Genomic DNA, 18283 nt, shown 5'->3' with positions numbered 1-18283 from the left:
CCAGACTTGGCGTTCAAAAAAAGCATTACGCCTGAACGACTTCCCTTCTGCCCGAACCGACGGTCTCACAATAAACATCATTAGGAAAGGCTTAAGCCGTCACATCTATATTTAGCAGTGCGTGCGGCCCGGTCGAGCCGTTCTGACATGAAGTCTGCCGAGTGGCGAAACCTCCGGACGTCAGCATGAGGGTAAGAAAAACATAAACCCGAGCGGTTTGTGGAGGGGTCTTTTCATGACGAATTCATCGGTGCGCAAGAGCCTGTCGGTCAGCCAGCGGCTCTGGACGCTGGGCGGTGCGGCCTTCATCGGTTTCGGAACGATGCTCGGCGTCGGCTGGTACGAGAACATGCGGGTCGACACGGCGTTGCGCCGCGCCGGCGAGATCCAGGCGAGCGTCAACCATATCGGCGACATGCGGCTTGCGAATCTGACGATGGTCTTGGCCGCGATGGACATCATCGTCGACAAGGACAGCAAGGCCGTCGAGCCCGAGCGCATCAAACTAATCGGTGATTCGCTGACTGCTCTTTCGGGTGGTTCGAAAGAGATGCACCTTCTTGCGAATGAAATGCAAGTCGACAGCCTGTTGAAGAGCTATGACGCCGATGTCGCCGCAATCGGCAAGGCAATACAGGTCGATCTCGTCGCGCTGGTTCAGCAGGGCGCGGCTGATGCGGAATTCGACAAAATCGACGACGCGATCGACGGCGCCGGCGACGAGCTGACCGCGACCCTCGACAGACTCGCCGCTGACGGCACCATTTTCGCCCAGCAGCATGTCGAGCTCGCCAATGCCGTGTCGCGAGAGGCCCTCATCCTGCAGATCGGCCTCGGCGTCCTAGCCATCCTCATCATGGGTGTCCTGCAATATGTCCATGGCGGCTCGATCCGGCGTGGCATCGGCGCCGTGCGCGAAAGCATGCAGCGCATCATGAACGGCGATCTCGCCAGCGACGTCGCTGAAAAGACCCGCGGCGACGAAATCGGCGAGATGGCCCGCGCCGCCGACGGCTTCCGCCTCGCCGCTATCGAGAAGCGCGACCTTGAAGCCCAAGCCCAGACAGACAGACAGCGCAGCGATGCTGAGCATCGTGCCCGCGAAGCCGCCAAGCTCGCCGACGCCGAAGCGCTCAGCGCCGCCGTCGCCGCTCTCGGCGCCGGCCTTACCCGCCTTTCGGGCGGCGACGTGACCGTGACCATCGACCAGCCGTTCCGCGAAGAGCTGGAGCGCTTGCGCCTGGACTTCAACCAGACGACCGCGACGCTGCGCAAGGCGATGAGTGACATCGCCATCAACAGCAGCTCGATCGAGGCGAACAGCCGCCAGATGCGCGCCGCCGCCGACGATCTCGCCAAGCGCACCGAGCAGCAGGCCGCTTCCCTGGAAGAAACCTCGGCAGCCCTCGACCAGATCACCGCCACCGTCCGTAACGCCACGAGCCGCGCCGAGGAAGTCGGCCACATGGTCTCTCACACCCGCGAGAACACCGCGAAGTCGGACATCGTTGTCGGTGATGCGATGGCCGCGATGGAGCGAATCGAGGGCGCCTCCCGCGAGATCGGCAAGATCATCAACGTCATCGACGAAATCGCATTCCAGACGAACCTCCTGGCGCTCAATGCCGGTGTCGAGGCAGCGCGCGCCGGCGAGGCCGGCAAGGGCTTCGCCGTCGTTGCCCAAGAAGTGCGCGAACTCGCCGGCCGTGCTGCGGGTGCTGCCAAGGATATCAAGACCTTGATCGGAAAATCCGGCGAGGAAGTGAAGATCGGCGGCGAACTGGTGACAGCCGCGGGTGAAGCGCTTCGCCAGATCGGCGAAGATGTTCTGCGCATCGACGAACATGTTAAATCAATCGTAACCTCTGCGCGCGAACAATCAGTCGGATTGAACGAAATCAATACTTCGATCAGCCAGATGGATCAGGTCACGCAGAAGAACGCGGCCATGGTGGAAGAGACGAATGCCGCAAGCCATACGCTCGCCGTCGACGCCGAAAATCTGACGCAACTGATCAAGCAGTTCAAAACCGGCGAGGGCATGAGCGCCCGGCAAACGCCGCGAGAGGCAACCGCCGCCTCGCATTCGAGACCTTCTCCCGCACGCAGCCTGATCGGCAAAGTCGCGGGCGCATTCAACGGCGGTTCTGCCGCCAAAGCCATCGCCGCTCCCGCCGGGGACAACTGGGAAGAATTCTGATCATGAACAACAACGCCATCAAGCAGTCGGGCGCCTATCTCGAAATCGTTTCGTTCCATCTGGGCGACCAGGAATTCTGCATCGACATCATGGCCATCCGCGAAATCCGCGGTTGGGCGCCGGTGACGCCGATGCCGCATACCCCGCCCTACGTGTTGGGCCTCATCAACCTGCGCGGCGCGGTGATCCCGGTCATCGACATGGCCTGCCGCCTCGGCATGAAGATGACCGAACCCTCCGAGCGCTCGGCGATCATTGTCACCGACATCGCCGGCAAGCTGGTCGGCCTGCTGGTCGAACAGGTTTCCGACATGATGACCATCAAGAGCGAAGACCTGCAGCCGCCGCCGGAAATCATCCCGGAAGCCCAGCGCGCCTTCTGCCGCGGCATCGTCGCACTCGAGAAGACCATGGTCTGCTTCCTCAACCTCGATACGGTCATCGCCGACGAGTTGAACCAGGCGGCTTGATATTCTTTTAGATACGAAATTCAAAGGCTCGGCTCGTCCGGGCCTTTCCTGTTTTTCGTCAGAAAGTACGCATGCTTTGCGTGAGCGGCCCCTCACCCCGAAGGGCAGAGGGGACGTAGCACCCCAAGCCTTCAACTATGCGGAGACGATGCGGCTTACCCCTTCTCCCCCGCGGAGAGAAGGTGGCGCGAAGGGTCGGATGAGGACGCGGACGGCACATCAGAAGAAAGGATCTCCAGCCCCTATGGCTTCCCATTCTTCCAAGTCACGCTCTGCCCATAAAGCGGAACGGTCGAGATCGACATCTTCGCCGAACCATCGGTCAATTGGCGCGAATGGGCGAGATAGATCAGCGTGTCGTTGGCCTTGTCGTAGATGCGGTTGACAACCAGCGTCTTCCAGATCAGCGACATGCCCTGGCGGAAGACCTCGCTACCGTCCTTGGAGAGGTCGATGTTGCCGATCTCGATCGGTCCGGTCTGGCGGCAAGCGATCGAATTATTGGACGGATCTTCGAACCAGTTGCCGTTCTTGAACCGATCGATCAGGCTGCGATCGAAATAGGTGACGTGGCAAGTGATGCCCTTGACCTCCGGGTCGGAGAGTGCCTCGACGATGATGTCATTGCCGATCCAGTCGACCCCGACCTTGCCGACGACTTCGGCCGAGGCGGCGCCCGCGGAAATAGCGGCGAAGGAAAATGCGGCGAGAAGAAACGTGCGAAGCTTGTTCATGGCGGCTCCCTGGATGATCCGCATTCTAGATAAGCATGCACCTGGGCTTTGCAAGAAATCGCCGTTCTTGCGGGGCGTTCAGGCCTTCCGGCAGGTGCAGGGCGCATAGCCACGCGCCGTCAGCCGCCCCGGCGTCATACCGATCAGCGCCGGGATTGCTTCCACGGCCTTCGCCTTGACCGCCCTTGCCATCTCGATCGCCGCGGCCGCGCAAACGGCCGCATCCTCGGCGGCATTATGGTGCATGAAGCGCAGCCCGAGATGCTCGGCGATCAGGTTCAGCCGATGCGAGAGGAAATGCGGCCAGATGCGCTGCGCCATCTTCAGGCTGCAGAGATAGGTCAGCTCAGGATAGGACTGCCGATAGAGATCGAGGCTTGCCCGCCAGACGCTGAAATCGAATGCCGCATTGTGCGCGATCATCGTCGCGCCGCTGATATCGTCGTAGAACTCGTCCATCACCTCGGGAAATTCAGGCGCATCCTCGACATGCTCCGGCCGAATTCCGTGGATCGCGATGTTCATGCCGGAAAAGCGCATGTCTCTGGGTCGGATCAGCCGCTCCTCGACGCGCGTCACCCTACCCTCCTCGATCCAGGCAAGCCCCACAGAACAGGCGCTGCCGCGCTGCTCGTTGGCTGTCTCGAAATCGATGGCAATGGTCTTCAAGGGTAAAATCCGAATCGTCTGCCCTACCGGCATAATGTCAGCCGGAGGCGAAGGCAAATCCCGGCCTATTGACATCTGCACGCGGATGGGGAAGCTTTCGCGCATGATCAACTCTATGACGCATACCATGCATCATATCGCCACGACCCCTCCAGGGTACGCGGGAGCGATGGTGCGTCACTAGCCGTCCGATCATCCCGAGAACCCTGCCGAGGCGAGCAGGGTTTTCCAAAAAATCCCGGCTCTCCTCGCTGTGACCCAAGGAGAGATGCCATGCCTGAAAACGAAGAGAATGAACCCCGCGGCCGGGCGCCCCTGCCCGACGGTGTCGTCGTGCGAGCCGTGCGTCTTTCCGACGCCGAAGAGATCACCGATCTTATAAATTTACCGGGCTATCGGGCCGGCACGCTGAGGCCGCCTTACCAGCGGATTGAGGAGGTCCGCAAGAACATGGAAAACCCGTCGGCGGGCGCGCTCAACCTTGTCGTGACTCTAAATGGCAAGATCGTCGGCAATTGCGGCCTCAATCGCCTTAGCGGCCGTCGCCAGCACGTCGCCAGCCTCGGCATGGGCGTGCACGACGATTTCACAGGTCGCGGTTTCGGCCGGATCCTGCTTGGCGCAATGGTCGACGCCGCCGACGACTGGCTCGACATCAAGCGGCTCGAACTGACCGTCTATACCGACAACGCGGCTGCGATCGCTCTCTATGAGAAGTTCGGCTTCGAAAAGGAAGGGCATCTGCGTGCTTTCGGATATCGCGCCGGACACTATGCCGATGCCTATACGATGGCGCGGCTGAGGACCTGAGTCGGACGGGTCTATCCGCATCCCTCGTCATGCTTGGGCTTGCCCGGCTTATCCCGAGCATTGGCAACGGGCGCAGCAGATCCTCGCACAAGGCCGAGGCAACGCCGAACAGGATGCGGGCATTCTGACGCCGGCTTCCTCATCCGCCAATCAGCGCCAGCCACTCATCCTCATCCATCGTCTGGACGCCGAGTTCGCGCGCCTTGTCGAGCTTCGAGCCGGCGCCGGGACCGGCAACGACGATGTCGGTCTTCTTCGATACCGATCCCGCGACCTTGGCGCCGAGGCTTTCGGCCCTTGCCTTCGCCTCGTCGCGGGTGAATTTTTCGAGCGAGCCGGTGAAGACCACGGTCTTGCCAGCCACAGGACTGCCCGTCGTCACCGGTTGCTCGGCCGCTGCGGGCGTCACTTCTTCAAGCAGACGGCCGATCACTTCGATGTTGCGCGGCTCCTTGTAGAACTCGACAATCGCGCGCGCCACGACCTCACCGATACCCTCGATGGCGTTGAGATCGTTCCAGGCGTCGCCGGAAAGCGGTGCGGCCTCCTTCATCGCGGCCGCAAAGGCTTCATAGGTGCCGTAGGAGCGCGCCAAGAGTTTTGCCGTGGTTTCACCGACATGGCGAATGCCGAGCGCATAGATGAAACGGTGGAGCGCAATGCTGCGCCGCTCGTTGATCGCCGCATAGAGCTTGCCGACGCTGACCTTGCCGAAGCCGTCGATATTCTCCAGCTTGGTCAGCGACTGCGCCTGGCGCTTCTCCAAGGTGAAGATATCGGGCGCCGTGCGGATCTGCAGCGACGCATCTTCATTTTCGAAGAAGAAGTCGATCTGCTTCGAACCGAGCCCCTCGATATCGAAGGCGTTGCGCGAAACGAAATGCTTCAGATGCTCCGTCGCCTGCGCCCGGCAGATGAAGCCGCCCGTGCAGCGGCGCACCGAATCCATCTTGCCGGTCTTCTCATTGACCTCGCGCACCGCATGCGAACCGCAGACCGGGCAGGTCTTGGGAAAATCATATGGCTTCGCCTCGGCGAGACGCTTTTCCATCACCACGTCGAGGATCTGCGGAATGACATCGCCGGCGCGCTGGACGATGACGGTATCGCCCTCGCGAATATCGTGCTCCTTCGGCCGGATGCGCTCGCCGCTATTGCCGATGCCCTTGATGTAGTCCTCATTGTGCAGTGTCGCGTTGGTGACGACGACGCCGCCGACCGTGATCGGCTTCAGCCGGGCCACAGGCGTCAGCGCACCGGTCCGGCCGACCTGGATCTCGATCTTCTCGACCTCGGTGAAGGCCTGCTCGGCCGGGAATTTATGCGCCGTCGCCCACCGCGGGCTTCGCGAGCGGAAGCCGAGGCGCTGCTGCAGTTCCAGGCTGTCGACCTTGTAGACGACGCCGTCGATATCGTAATCGAGATCCGGGCGCTTGAGGCCGATCTCGTCGTAATGCGCCAGGATGTCGGCGACCGAATTCAGCCGCTTCATCAACGGATTGACCGGGAAGCCCCAGTCCTTGAAGGTCTGCACCATGCCGAATTGCGTGTCGGCCGGCATGTCCGACATCTCGCCCCAGGCATAGGCGAAGAATTTCAGCTTGCGGCTCGCCGTCACCTTGGCGTCGAGTTGGCGCAGCGATCCCGCCGCCGTGTTGCGCGGATTGACATAGGTCTGCTTGCCCTCCGCTTCCATCTGGCGGTTGAGCGCCAGGAAATCGCTCTTGGCCATATAAACCTCGCCGCGGATTTCCACGACTGCGGGGACACCCTTCGGCAGCTGGTTGGGAATTTCGGATATGGTGCGGATGTTGGCGGTGACGTTTTCCCCCGTGGTGCCGTCACCGCGCGTCGCAGCCGTCGTCAGTCTCCCGTTCTCGTAGCGGATCGACATCGATAGCCCATCGATCTTCGGTTCGGCGGTAAAAGCGATCGACTGGTCCGGCAGGCGGCCGAGGAAGCGATAGACCCCGGCGACGAAATCCTGCACGTCCTCCTGTGAGAACGTGTTGTCGAGCGACAGCATCGGCCGCGCGTGGACGACGGGCGAGAAGGTGACCGAGGGCGCAGCACCGACCCGTCGCGACGGGCTGTCCTCACGGATCAGCTCGGGAAACCGCGCTTCCAGCGCATCGTTGCGCCGCTTCAGCGCATCGTAATCGGCATCTGAAATCTCCGGCTGGTCCTTGCCGTGATAGAGCGCGTCGTGGTGCGCGATCTCCCTTGCCAGCCGCTCGAGCTCGGCGGCAGCCTCTTCGATCGTCAACGTGTCGATGGCGGAACCTTCGGTGGACATGAAACATCACTCCAGAGAATCTGGCCAGAAATCTGCATTGTTTTTAGAGCAAAATCGCCGGATGAAAAGAGAGGCTGCTTACCCTGACCAGTGAGGACTGCCTACCAGCCTATTCCCAATCCAAGGCGTTGCGCAGCCGGATGCCGCTGACATGCAGTCCGCTGTTCCACATGCCTTTCAGCGGCTGCAAACTGTCGACCACCCGCAGTTCCACTCCGCGCGGCATGAATTCCCGGTCGAGCCGCGAAATGGCGGTACATTCGATCGGAACTATACGCCGGCGAGCCACCCACATGCCCGCATCGCCGAGCTCCTCGAAACCTTCGGCCGGCAGCGCGTAACGATAGACTGTCACCGCCGAGAGCCGTTCCAGCCAACGACGCTCGACATAGGCTGCTGCCCGGCAACCTGCAAGCCAACGCCGCCTCTCGGCTTCCGGCGTCTCGGACGTGGCCCAGATCAGGATCCGCGGGCAATCTCGCGGAAAGAGATACATGAAGTCATGATCGGCATCGATCGCCCAGACGAGCGGACCGTTCAGCCATTCCTGGCCGGCCGGGCGGATTGAAGGGATGCGAACGGCACGCGGCTCGAACGCTGCGATGCCGGGGTTATCGCTGAAATGGAACAGGCGCATGGCAACGGATCGCCGCTAATCGGAGCAATCGGCATAGCGCGAAGCGGGGTATTTGTCAGCGTGCCGGCTGCGGCAATCAGCCGTTACCGGCCAGCAGCCGCTTCGCCGCCGCCCTCGCCTCTTCCGTCACCGAGGCACCGGCGAGCATGCGGGCGATCTCCTCGGTGCGATCCTTGTGCGCCATCGTCGCGACGCGCGTGGCGATTTTTTCGGAACCCTCGGCCGCCGGCCCCTTGGAGATCAGCAGATGCGTTGCCGCCCGCGCCGCGACCTGCGGCGCATGTGTGACCGACAGCACCTGGACCCGCTCGGACAGCCGCTTCAGCCGCTGGCCGATCGCATCGGCCACAGCACCGCCGACACCGGTATCGATTTCGTCGAAAACGAGCGTTGGGGCTGAGCCGCGATCGGCGAGCGCCACCTTCAGCGCCAGCAGGAAACGCGACAGCTCACCGCCGGAGGCCACCTTCATGATCGAGCCGGGGCGCGTGCCGGGATTGGTCTGGACATGGAACTCGACGACGTCGATGCCTTCGGGAAGCGCCTCCTGCGCATCCGTGGTGATCTCGACCATGAAACGAGCGCGTTCGAGCTTCAGCGCCGGCAGTTCGGCCGTTACGGCAGCAGCCAGCGCAGTGCCGGCTTGATGGCGCTTGTCGGAAAGCGAGCGCGCCGCCGAATCGTAATTCTCTCGCGCCAGACCGACCTCCGCTTCCAGATGCGCCAGCCGCTCCTCGCCTGCATCGAGATCGGCGAGATCAGCGATCATGCGCATCGCCAACGCCGGCAGTTCGGTCACGGGCACGGAATATTTGCGCGACGCAGCTCTGAGCGCAAAAAGCCGCTCCTCCACCCGCTCCAGTTCTCTCGGATCGTATTCGGTCTTGCGCAGTGCTGCCTCGACTTCCATCTGCGCATTGGAAAGCTGGTCGAGCGCAGCATCGAGTAGCGTCACGGTGTCTTCGAGCAGCCCGGGCGCTTCATGGCTCTTGCGCTCCAGTCTGCGCACCAGCGAGGCGATATGCGGCACCGGCGAGGCATTGCCGTTCAGGAATTCGGAGGCTTCGGCGATGTCGCCGGCGATTCGCTCCGCCTTCATCATCCTCTGCCTGCTTTCGGCGAGTTCGTCCTCCTCGCCGTCCTGTGGCGAGAGTTTCTCCAGCTCTGCCACGGAGGAACGCAGATAGTCAGCCTCGCGCGCCGCACTTTCCACCTTCTCGCGATGCTTTTTCAGCGTCCGTTCGCTGTCGCGCCAAATACGATACAGGCGAGAGACCTCAGCAACCTCATCGGTGAGGCCGGCAAAGGCATCGAGCAGGTTGCGATGGGCATTCGTGTCGACAAGAGCGCGATCATCGTGCTGGCCGTGGATCTCGACCAGCATCTGGCCGGCCTGGCGCATCAGTTGCACACTCACCGGTTGATCGTTGACATAGGCCTTGGTGCGACCATCGGCCGATTGCTGACGGCGGAAGATCAGGTCGCCCTCGTCGTCGATGCCGTTTTCGCGCAGGAGCACCCGCGCCCCGTGGTCCATGCCGACGTCGAACACCGCCGTCACCTGGCCCCTGGCTTCGCCATGGCGCACCAGACCGCCATCGCCGCGCCCGCCGAGCGCCAGCGAAAGACTGTCGAGCAGGATGGATTTGCCCGCGCCGGTCTCGCCCGTCAGCACGGACAGACCGGTCTCGAAGGCAAGATCCAGCCGCTCGATCAGGACAATATCGCGGATCGAAAGCTGGATCAGCATGGGACTTAGGAACCGAGCAGGAGTTTCTTGCCTGCCGCAGCGATCCAGGAGCCCTTGTTCTCACGCGGCTCGGCGCCACCTGTCTGCAGCAGCTTGTAGGAATCGGCGTACCACTGGCTGTCGGGATAGTTGTGACCAAGAACGGCTGCCGCGGTCTGCGCCTCGTCGACGATACCCATGGCGTAATAAGCCTCGACGAGACGGGCCAAGGCCTCCTCGATCTGGTTCGTATTCGGATATTTCTCGACGACGATGCGGAAACGCGAGATTGCAGCGAGATATTCCTTCCGCTCCATATAGTAGCGGCCGATCTGCATTTCCTTGCCGGCGAGCTGATCACGGGCGTAGCGGATCTTCGCCTGCGCGTCATCGACATATTCGGAGTTCGGGTAGTTGTCGATCACAGCCTGCATCGCCTCGATCGTCTTGGCCGAGGCGCGCTGGTCCTGGGTCACGTCGACGATCTGTTTGGAATAGGTGAGACCGATGAGATACTGCACATAGGCAGCGTCCTGGGACTTCGGATATTGCGACATGTAGCGATTACCCGAGGCAAGCGCATCATCGAGCTTGCCCTGGCGGTATTTGACAAAGGTGCTCATGACCAGCGCCTTGCGCGCCCATTCGGAGAATGGGTTCTCGCGATCGATTGCGTCGAACTTGCGCGCTGCTTCCGCCATGTTGCCCGCCTTCATATTGGCAAGGCCCTGGGTGTAGAGCACGTCAGGCGGATCGGTTTCGAGGCCAAGCTTGGTGATGTCGATATCTGGATCCGACTGGCAGCCGGAGATCGAGGCGCCTGCGCTCAGCACCAGAAGCGATGCGAACAAAGCGCGCGCTGTCTTCATCATACCTTCAGATCCTGCATAAGCCATTCAAAAGAACCCCAATGCCGCCGCTCGCTCCACGACAGCCACGCCTCGCTGGCGTTTCTAGCCACAAATGTGCATCAAGAGCAACGCAATGATAAGGCATTAACGCATTTTTGTGGCAGCCGCCGCCGGATTGGCCGGCTTTTCACCTTCTTGCCGACCTGTGGCAGCTAAGCAACTGCGAGAAAATGCCTATCACCACAGACTCGGGCCGACATAAAAAAACCGCCTCCGGGAAGAGGCGGCCTGGTCTTGAGAATATGCTGGAGGTCATGCCGACCAGGGAGCGAATTCCGAAGCGTTGACGGCGATCAGTTCACGAGCGGCGACGCGCTGGCGCGGCGTCGAGGTCTCGACCACCTCGTAGGCGGAGGGATCGGCGAGGAGCGCCTTCAAAGCATTGGCATTCATCTTATGGCCGCCACGATAGGATCGGTAGCAACCGATGAACTGGACGCCAGCGAGAGACAGGTCGCCAACGGCATCAAGCGTCTTGTGGCGAACAAACTCGTCCTTGGCATATCGCAGGCCTTCGACATTGATGACGGTATTGTCGTCCGAGATGACGACGGAATTTTCAAGCGAAGAACCGAGCGCATGGCCCGATGCCCAGAGACGTTCAACATCACGCATGAAGCCGAAGGTGCGGGCGCGGGAAAGTTCGGATTTAAAGACGGCGGCGTTTAGGTCGCCGGCCCACTTTTGCCGGCCGATCAGCGGGCATTCGAAATCGATCTCGACTTCGAAGCGCGTGCCGTCATAGGGACGGAATTCGCTCCAGGAGCCGCCATGCTCGATCCGCACCGGCTTGGTGATGCGGATATAGCGACGCTTGACGCCGAGCGAGATGAGACCGGCCTGCTCGATCGCTTCGACGAAAGGCAGCGAACTGCCGTCCATGATGGGCATTTCTGCGCCCTGCACCTCAATGAGGACATTGTCGAGGCCGAGCGCATAGACGGCGGCCATGACATGTTCGATCGTCGCGATTGAATGCGTGGGTGAGAAGCCGAGCACCGTGCAGAGGTCTGTATTGCCGACCTGCGAGGAGACGGCCTTCAGTTCGGTGATGTCGCCATTATCATGCAGGCGCTGGAAAACGACGCCAGTGTCCGCTTCGGCCGGGTTCAGCGTAATCGAGACATTCGCGCCCGAATGAACGCCGATGCCCGAGAGCGTCACCGGACGCGATACCGTCGTTTGAAAACCCAGCAAGCCAATAGCCATAAAATCTGCCTTTATTTTTCCGCTCCAGCGGTTGGTGCCACGGCGCGGTTATCATTCTTTCTGCAGAAAGAGCCTCGTCTAGACGACTCCCAGCGCAGTTTTCTTGCGCCATATTTACGTGCGCCGGCGCTCCAATCCAAATCACTGTTTCTTTCGTTTTGTTACGAAGTCACACGATTGATATCGCTCAGGAATTCTAGGCCGAAAACAGCAATGCCCGGGACCTGGATCCCGGGCATGAACGGTGCCGAAGCCCGCGATATTTCAGTTCGACTGGCGGCGCAGGAATGCCGGAATTTCCAGCTGATCGTCTTCCTGCATCATGCGAGCCTGCGGAACTGCACGGCCCTGATCGTCGAGATTGCCGCGGCGTGGCGCATAGAGGCTTGCCTCCGGCGACAACGGACGGCGCTGCTGTGATGCGGCTGGCGGCGCGGCGGTCATGTCGGCGGCAACCGCGTCATCGTCGCGGCGGCCAAGCGAATTGGTGATTCGCTTGAGCAAGCCCATCGGGCCGCGCTCTTCCTGCTGATGCGCCGAAGCCGGCTGCGTGCGGTGGTCAAGTTCAGCCTGGACGACCGGCGGGAAATCCTCGACCTTCGGCATGCGCACCGGTTCAGCCGCCTGCCGGATAATCGGCTCCTGTCGGATCGGCTGCTGCTGGATGGGCTGCTGCTGGACGGGCTGGCTCATCACCGGCTGGCTCATTACCGGCTGGCTCATTACCGGCGCCGGAGCCTGCTGCTGCACCTGAGGACGCATGGCCGGAGCTTCCGGTGCAGGCGCGAAGATCTTGCTCTGCGGACGGAAGACTTCCTGCTGCGCAGCAGGCTGCTGGACGGGGGCGCTGGCACGCGGGGCGGGAATTTCGAGCTCACGTTCCATCTCGGATTGGCGGATGGTCTGCGCGATCGGATCGATGGCCTTCGGTGCCTGCATCACCGGCGCAGGCTGAACTGCGGCCGCTGCCGGAGCAACAGCCGCGGAGGGACGGATAGCGGACTTGGCGGCCGGCTGGAAGTTGCGCTCGGCGGCTTCGCTGATCGCCCGGTCGATACCGGTCGCGACGACCGAGACGCGAATGATGCCTTCGAGCGATTCGTCGAAGGTGGCGCCCAGGATGATGTTGGCGTCCGGATCGACTTCTTCGCGGATGCGGGTCGCAGCTTCGTCGACTTCGAAGAGCGTGAGGTCGCGGCCGCCGGTGATGGAGATCAGCAGGCCCTGGGCACCCTTCATCGAGGTTTCGTCGAGCAACGGGTTGGCGATTGCCGCTTCGGCTGCCTGCAACGCGCGGCCGGCGCCGGAGGCCTCGCCGGTGCCCATCATCGCACGGCCCATTTCACGCATCACCGAGCGGACGTCGGCGAAGTCGAGGTTGATGAGGCCTTCCTTCACCATCAGGTCGGTGATGCAGGCAACGCCGGAATAGAGAACCTGGTCGGCCATGGCGAAAGCGTCGGCGAAGGTCGTCTTGTCGTTGGCAATGCGGAAGAGGTTCTGGTTCGGAATGACGATCAGCGTGTCGACAGACTTCTGCAGTTCCTGGATGCCCATCTCGGCCAGACGCATGCGGCGGCCGCCTTCGAAATGGAACGGCTTGGTGACGACGCCGACCGTCAGGATGCCCTTGTTGCGGGCGGCCTGCGCGACGACGGGAGCAGCACCGGTGCCGGTGCCGCCGCCCATGCCGGCGGTGACGAAGCACATATGCGTGCCGTTCAGGTGATCGATGATCTCGTCGATGCACTCTTCGGCGGCCGCGCGGCCGACTTCCGGCTGCGAGCCGGCGCCGAGGCCTTCGGTGACGTTGGCGCCGAGCTGGATGATGCGCTCGGCCTTCGTCATCGTCAGCGCCTGCGCATCCGTGTTGGCAACGACGAAGTCGACGCCCTGGAGGCCTGCCGTGATCATATTGTTGACGGCGTTGCCGCCGCCGCCGCCGACGCCGAACACGGTGATGCGCGGCTTCAGCTCTGTGATGTCAGGCTTTTGCAGCTTGATGGTCATGGTACCTGTTCCTTCTCTCTCTGGCCGCATCGCCACGCCGGCCAATTACGCAAATTTCAGAAGCTTTCCTTCAGCCACTGGCCCATGCGGGCTATGCGGCTGTTATTTCCCCCAAGCGACATGAGCAGACCGCTCTGTGACGCATGTGTCTCCATGTCCGCGACCTGCGGATAGATCATCAGGCCGACGGCCGTCGAAAAGGCCGGGCCTTTGGCCGCCGTCGGCAGTCCCGAGACGCCCATCGGACGGCCGATGCGGACGTTGCGGGCCAGAATGCGCCGCGCCACCTCGGCAAGGCCGGTCAGCTGGCTCGCGCCCCCCGTCAGCACGACGCGTTTTCCGACGATCGGGCTGAAGCCGGAACGCTGGATACGGTCGCGGATCAGTTCCATCGTCTCTTCGATTCGGGCCGATACGATGCGCGAAACGAGCGCCCGCGGCACCTGCGACGGCTGGTCGCGATCGTCCTCGCCGATCGGCGGTATCGAGATCAGCTCGCGTTCATCGGAGGAATTCAAGAGCGCGGAGGCATGCACGACCTTCAGCCGCTCGGCATCCTCGATGCGGGTCGAAAGGCCGCGGGCGAGGTCGGTGGTGACATGATGGCCGCCGAGCCCGACGGCATCGGTATGAACGAGCTTGCCTTCGGCAAAGACCGAGATCGTCGTCGTACCGCCGCCCATGTCGATCGCCGCACAGCCGAGCTCGACCTCGTCGTCGACGAGAGCGGCAAGGCCCGATGCATATGGCGTCGCGACGATACCTTCGACAGAAAGATGCGCGCGATTGACGCTAAGCTCGAGGTTCTTCAGTGCCGAGCGCTCCGCGGTCACGACATGCATGTCGACGCCGAGCGCATCGCCGTACATTGCCAGCGGGTCGCGAATGCCGCGCTCGCCGTCGAGCGAGAAGCCGGTCGCCAGCGAATGCAGCACCGAGCGGTCCTGGCGCAGCGATTGCTGGCAGGCAGCCGAGAGCACTTTCTTGAGGTCGTTAAGCTCGACTTCCTGACCGCCGAGATCAATCGTCGCGGTGTAGATGTCGCTGCCAAGGCGGCCGGCCGTCAGGTTGACGATCAGGCTCTCGACGGTCAGCCCCGCCATACGCTCCGCCGCATCGACTGCAAGACGGATGACGCCTTCCAGCGCATCGAGATCGGCGATGACGCCGGTCTTGATGCCGCGGGAGCGCTGATGGCCGATGCCGATGATCTCGATATTGTGCGTGCGGCCCGGCAGGATCTGGCTTTCCTCGCGCGGCGTCAGCCGGCCGATCATGCAGACGACCTTGGTCGAGCCGATGTCGAGCACCGAAACGACATGCGACCGCTTCGACGAAAGCGGCTTCAAGCGCGGCAATCCGAAATGGGATGAACCGAACAAGCTCATATATTCTGCCCCGCCTTCTTCAATTCCTTGGTACGCTCCGTTACCGCCGCCTGCCGGCGGACCGCCGCCTCCGGCGTCAGCTGGATCGCGGTCCTGTCGGGCAATCTCAGATCGACCGCGGCGATGTCCCGCTCCAGGAGCTGATGCTCCTTGTCGAACTTCGAAAGCGTCGCCAGCGCCTGATCGATGCCGTCTTCCGGCAGCTTGACTATGACGCCGTTATCCATGTGCAGATCCCAACGACGGCCCGATATCCAGACATAGGCCTTCACGCGGGCCTTCACGTCGGGCCACTTCGCGAAGGCGTCGCCGAGCGAAGCCGCCGCGGTCTCGGCGTCGCGGCCGACGACGAGCGGCAGCGACGAAAATTTGTTGTCGCGCAACGGCGCAATGACGCTGCCGTTCTTCTCGATCAGCGAAAGCTCCTGCCCGTGCTGCCAGATCGCATAGGCCTCACGCTCCTTGAGCTTCACTTCGATCGTCCTCGGATAGATCTTTCGAACCTCGACATTCTCGACCCAGGGAAGGTGCGCGATCTTCCGGCGGGCCGCATCGACGTCGAGCGCGACCAGTGAGGTCGTGCCGTCGAGGCCGATCAGCTGCAGGATCTCGATTTCGGAGGTTTCCGAATTGCCGGAGACCTTCACATTCTCGATCGCAAAACCTGCGGCCGTCGTCGTGGCCTGCGCGACGGCTTCGGTGTGACCGCCGAGCGACATACCGTAGAGGCCGGTCGCAGCCAAAAAGGCAAGCGCCGACACCGTCCCGGTATGGGCCGGAATGTAGATGCGGCCGCTACCGAGGCTGATCAAGAAACGAGTGACGCGGCGCAGCGGACGCGGCAGCACGAATCGCTCTTCGGCTTCCACGATCGGAAGCACAGCATGATGGCTAGGACGCCCTATCCTCTTGACCGTCAACGCAAACAAGACGCGTCCTCCACCATCCACCGGAGAAACTCACCAAAGGAATAGCCGGCATGACCGGCCATTTCGGGCACGAGCGAGGTAGGAGTCATGCCTGGCTGGGTATTGACCTCCAGCCAGATGATTTCGCCGTCTTCGGAGAAACGATCGTCGTAACGAAAGTCGGACCGACTGACGCCGCGACAACCGATTGCCTGATGCGCCCTTAGCGCCAATGTTTGTATTTTTTGGTAAATATTCGGTGAAATTTTCGCCGGGATGACGTGTTTTGAACCGCCCGCAGCATACTTGGAATCGTAATCATAAAAATTGTGTCCCTGCGGCACCACCTCCGTGACACCGAGCGCAGTCTCGCCCATGACACCGCAGGTGAGCTCGCGGCCGTAGACATAGCGCTCGACCAGCACCTCTTCGCCATAGCGCCATTCGGGCGAACTGACGACCTGCGGCGGATGCGTCTGATCTTCGGTGACGATCACGACGCCGAAGCTCGACCCTTCACGCACCGGCTTCACCACATAGGGCGGCTTCATCGGATGCACCGAAGGAAAAGCGAAACGATTGATGACCTGCGATTCGGCGACCGGAATGCCGGCGGCAGCGGCAACAAGCTTCGCCTTGTCCTTGTCCATCGCCAGAGCCGAGGCAAGCACGCCCGAATGCGTATAGGGGATCTCGAGATATTCGAGGATACCCTGGATGGTGCCATCCTCCCCGAAGGGCCCATGCAGCGCATTGAAGATGACATCGGGCTTCAGCGCCGCGAGCCTCTCGGAGACGTCGCGCGCCACGTCGATGCACGTCACCTTGAAACCTTCGGCTTCGAGGGCCTCTGCGCAAGCCTTTCCCGAGGAAAGGCTGACAGGCCTTTCCGAGGAAAATCCGCCCATCAGGACAGCGACATGCTTGCGACTCATCAACACCCCCAAAAATAACTTCCACTTTTGAAATCGACGCTTGCGCGAAGCTGTCTGCGTCGTTCGCGCCTTTGCCGGGCCTCACATGCATTAGAGCATCATTATGGTTAATGAAGTGTTTACTTTCGTTAACTGTTTGCCCGGAGTTATGCGGCCTTTTAACATTTGCTCATTGTGCAACCATTCCCTTCGCGCCCGAAAAATGAACCCGAGCGGAATCGAAAAAGCCCATTCATTCAACGACATATCCAATCGCGCTCAGTCGCGATGGAATCAGTCAACAGAATCGGGTGTCATCTCTCAGTCGGATACCGGCAACAGTGAGGCGGCGGCCAGCGTCTCGATTTGATTAATGCAAAGGGTCTCGGCGCGGGCGTCACCGCTTTTCTATTGATGCCGATATCACTTCCGGCTAGCGAAGACGCATGGGTGAGCAGGGAGAAAATCATGCGATGCCTCGTCACCGGCGCAGCCGGCTTCGTCGGTAGTCCGCTTGTCAAACGACTGCACATAGACAAAACTTGCCAGCTCGTGGCGACCACGAGATCCCAGGCCTCTCCCTTTCCGCCTGAGGTAGCGCATTTTCCGATTGAAATTATCGACGGAACCGATTGGACCGCCGCGCTTGGAGGCGTCGACGTCATCGTCCATCTCGCCGCCCGCGTTCACATCATGAACGACCGCGCAGCCGATCCGCTAGCGGAGTTCCGCCGGGTCAACACCGCCGCCGCGCTCAATCTCGCCGAACAAGCCGCCCACGCCGGCGTGCAGAGGTTCGTCTTCATCAGCACCATCAAGGTCAACGGAGAAGAGACCGACCGGCCGTTCCGGCACGACGACAGGCCGAACCCAATCGATCCCTACGGCATTTCGAAACTGGAATGCGAAATCGGCCTGCGCGAAATCGCAGCGCGCACCGGCATGGAAGTCGTCATCATCCGCCCGCCGCTGGTTTATGGTCCCGGCGCACGCGGCAACTTCGCGCTGCTCGTCAATCTTGTCCGCAGGAAATTGCCGCTCCCCTTCGCTTCGCTAGAGAACCGCCGCACATTGGTCGCAGTGCAAAATCTCGTCGATCTGATCATCGCCTGCATGGACCATCCCGCCGCTGCGGGCGAGACTTTCCTTGCTGGAGATGGCGAGGACCTCTCGACGCCTGATCTCATCAGGGGAATTGCCGCGGGGCTGGGCGTCAAGCCGATGCTGGTCCCCCTCCCGCCTGCACTGCTGCACATGGCGGCAAAGGCACTCGGGAAGGAGGCCGTCTATCAGCGCCTCTGTGGTTCGCTGCAGGTCGACATATCCCGAGCGCGCGACGTTCTCGGCTGGTCACCCGTCGTCACCCCGCGCGAAGGCCTCAAACAGGCAGTAGAATAG

The 18283-nt window shown here is 61.7% G+C and carries 15 protein-coding genes; 4 read left to right on the top strand and 11 right to left on the bottom strand.

The genetic code is table 11. The features are described from left to right. The first annotated feature begins 235 nt into the window (after nucleotides 1-235). Both CO660_RS05960 and CO660_RS05955 read left to right on the top strand, forming a co-directional pair. The gene (locus CO660_RS05960) at nucleotides 236-2200 is read left to right on the top strand and encodes a HAMP domain-containing methyl-accepting chemotaxis protein (RefSeq protein ID WP_097597968.1); all 1965 of its coding nucleotides are present in this window, start codon (nucleotides 236-238) and stop codon (nucleotides 2198-2200) included. Between the two features lie 2 nt (nucleotides 2201-2202). Then, nucleotides 2203-2670, top strand: coding sequence for a chemotaxis protein CheW (locus tag CO660_RS05955; RefSeq protein ID WP_004668786.1), 468 nt, complete (start codon nucleotides 2203-2205; stop codon nucleotides 2668-2670). A gap of 242 nt (nucleotides 2671-2912) precedes the next feature. Here the strand turns inward: CO660_RS05955 and CO660_RS05950 are convergent, their stop codons facing one another. Both CO660_RS05950 and CO660_RS05945 read right to left on the bottom strand, forming a co-directional pair. After that, a complete protein-coding gene (locus CO660_RS05950) occupies nucleotides 2913-3404 on the bottom strand; it encodes a CreA family protein (RefSeq protein WP_097598117.1) in 492 nt (163 codons plus the stop codon). A 78-nt stretch (nucleotides 3405-3482) separates the two neighbouring features. Next, complete coding sequence (locus CO660_RS05945; RefSeq protein WP_097597967.1) at nucleotides 3483-4073, bottom strand: 3'-5' exonuclease; 591 nt, start codon at nucleotides 4071-4073, stop codon at nucleotides 3483-3485. A 273-nt stretch (nucleotides 4074-4346) separates the two neighbouring features. Between CO660_RS05945 and CO660_RS05940 the strand changes: the two genes are divergently transcribed. Further along, the gene (locus tag CO660_RS05940; RefSeq protein ID WP_097597966.1) at nucleotides 4347-4883 is read left to right on the top strand and encodes a GNAT family N-acetyltransferase; all 537 of its coding nucleotides are present in this window, start codon (nucleotides 4347-4349) and stop codon (nucleotides 4881-4883) included. Nucleotides 4884-5022: 139 nt separating this feature from the next. Here CO660_RS05940 and ligA read toward each other — a convergent pair whose 3' ends face one another. The 9 genes from ligA to CO660_RS05895 form a co-directional block, all read right to left on the bottom strand. Then, nucleotides 5023-7179 (bottom strand): NAD-dependent DNA ligase LigA, encoded by a 2157-nt coding sequence (gene ligA / locus CO660_RS05935; RefSeq protein WP_097597965.1) that lies wholly within the window; start codon nucleotides 7177-7179, stop codon nucleotides 5023-5025. A 109-nt stretch (nucleotides 7180-7288) separates the two neighbouring features. Continuing rightward, on the bottom strand, nucleotides 7289-7816 hold the full coding sequence (locus CO660_RS05930; RefSeq protein WP_097597964.1) for a DUF6886 family protein: 528 nt from the start codon (nucleotides 7814-7816) through the stop codon (nucleotides 7289-7291). Between the two features lie 76 nt (nucleotides 7817-7892). Further along, nucleotides 7893-9566, bottom strand: coding sequence for a DNA repair protein RecN (recN, locus tag CO660_RS05925; RefSeq protein WP_097597963.1), 1674 nt, complete (start codon nucleotides 9564-9566; stop codon nucleotides 7893-7895). A 5-nt stretch (nucleotides 9567-9571) separates the two neighbouring features. Next, the gene (locus CO660_RS05920) at nucleotides 9572-10441 is read right to left on the bottom strand and encodes an outer membrane protein assembly factor BamD (protein ID WP_170965882.1); all 870 of its coding nucleotides are present in this window, start codon (nucleotides 10439-10441) and stop codon (nucleotides 9572-9574) included. Nucleotides 10442-10708: 267 nt separating this feature from the next. Further along, on the bottom strand, nucleotides 10709-11665 hold the full coding sequence (gene lpxC / locus CO660_RS05915; protein WP_085778772.1) for a UDP-3-O-acyl-N-acetylglucosamine deacetylase: 957 nt from the start codon (nucleotides 11663-11665) through the stop codon (nucleotides 10709-10711). Between the two features lie 264 nt (nucleotides 11666-11929). Then, a complete protein-coding gene (ftsZ, locus tag CO660_RS05910; protein ID WP_097597962.1) occupies nucleotides 11930-13675 on the bottom strand; it encodes a cell division protein FtsZ in 1746 nt (581 codons plus the stop codon). 56 nt (nucleotides 13676-13731) lie between these two features. Continuing rightward, on the bottom strand, nucleotides 13732-15063 hold the full coding sequence (gene ftsA, locus CO660_RS05905) for a cell division protein FtsA (protein ID WP_064803798.1): 1332 nt from the start codon (nucleotides 15061-15063) through the stop codon (nucleotides 13732-13734). Then, nucleotides 15060-15992, bottom strand: a complete 933-nt coding sequence (locus CO660_RS05900) for a cell division protein FtsQ/DivIB (RefSeq protein ID WP_085778774.1) — start codon at nucleotides 15990-15992, stop codon at nucleotides 15060-15062. Before CO660_RS05900 ends, ftsA begins: the two co-directional genes overlap by 4 nt. Continuing rightward, on the bottom strand, nucleotides 15980-16906 hold the full coding sequence (locus CO660_RS05895; RefSeq protein WP_097597961.1) for a D-alanine--D-alanine ligase: 927 nt from the start codon (nucleotides 16904-16906) through the stop codon (nucleotides 15980-15982). The genes CO660_RS05900 and CO660_RS05895 overlap by 13 nt, the downstream gene beginning before the upstream one ends. Nucleotides 16907-17353: 447 nt before the next feature. Here CO660_RS05895 and CO660_RS05890 point away from each other — a divergent pair, with 447 nt between their 5' ends. Then, nucleotides 17354-18283 carry an SDR family oxidoreductase gene (locus tag CO660_RS05890; protein ID WP_097597960.1) on the top strand — a complete coding sequence of 310 codons (930 nt, stop codon included), beginning with the start codon at nucleotides 17354-17356 and terminating at the stop codon, nucleotides 18281-18283.

Origin of the sequence: Rhizobium sp. L9 (assembly GCF_002531885.1) — a bacterium.
Lineage (GTDB): Bacteria > Pseudomonadota > Alphaproteobacteria > Rhizobiales > Rhizobiaceae > Rhizobium.
The sequence above is the reverse complement of the archived record's forward strand: the minus strand, read 5'-3'. Positions and strand labels throughout refer to the sequence as shown.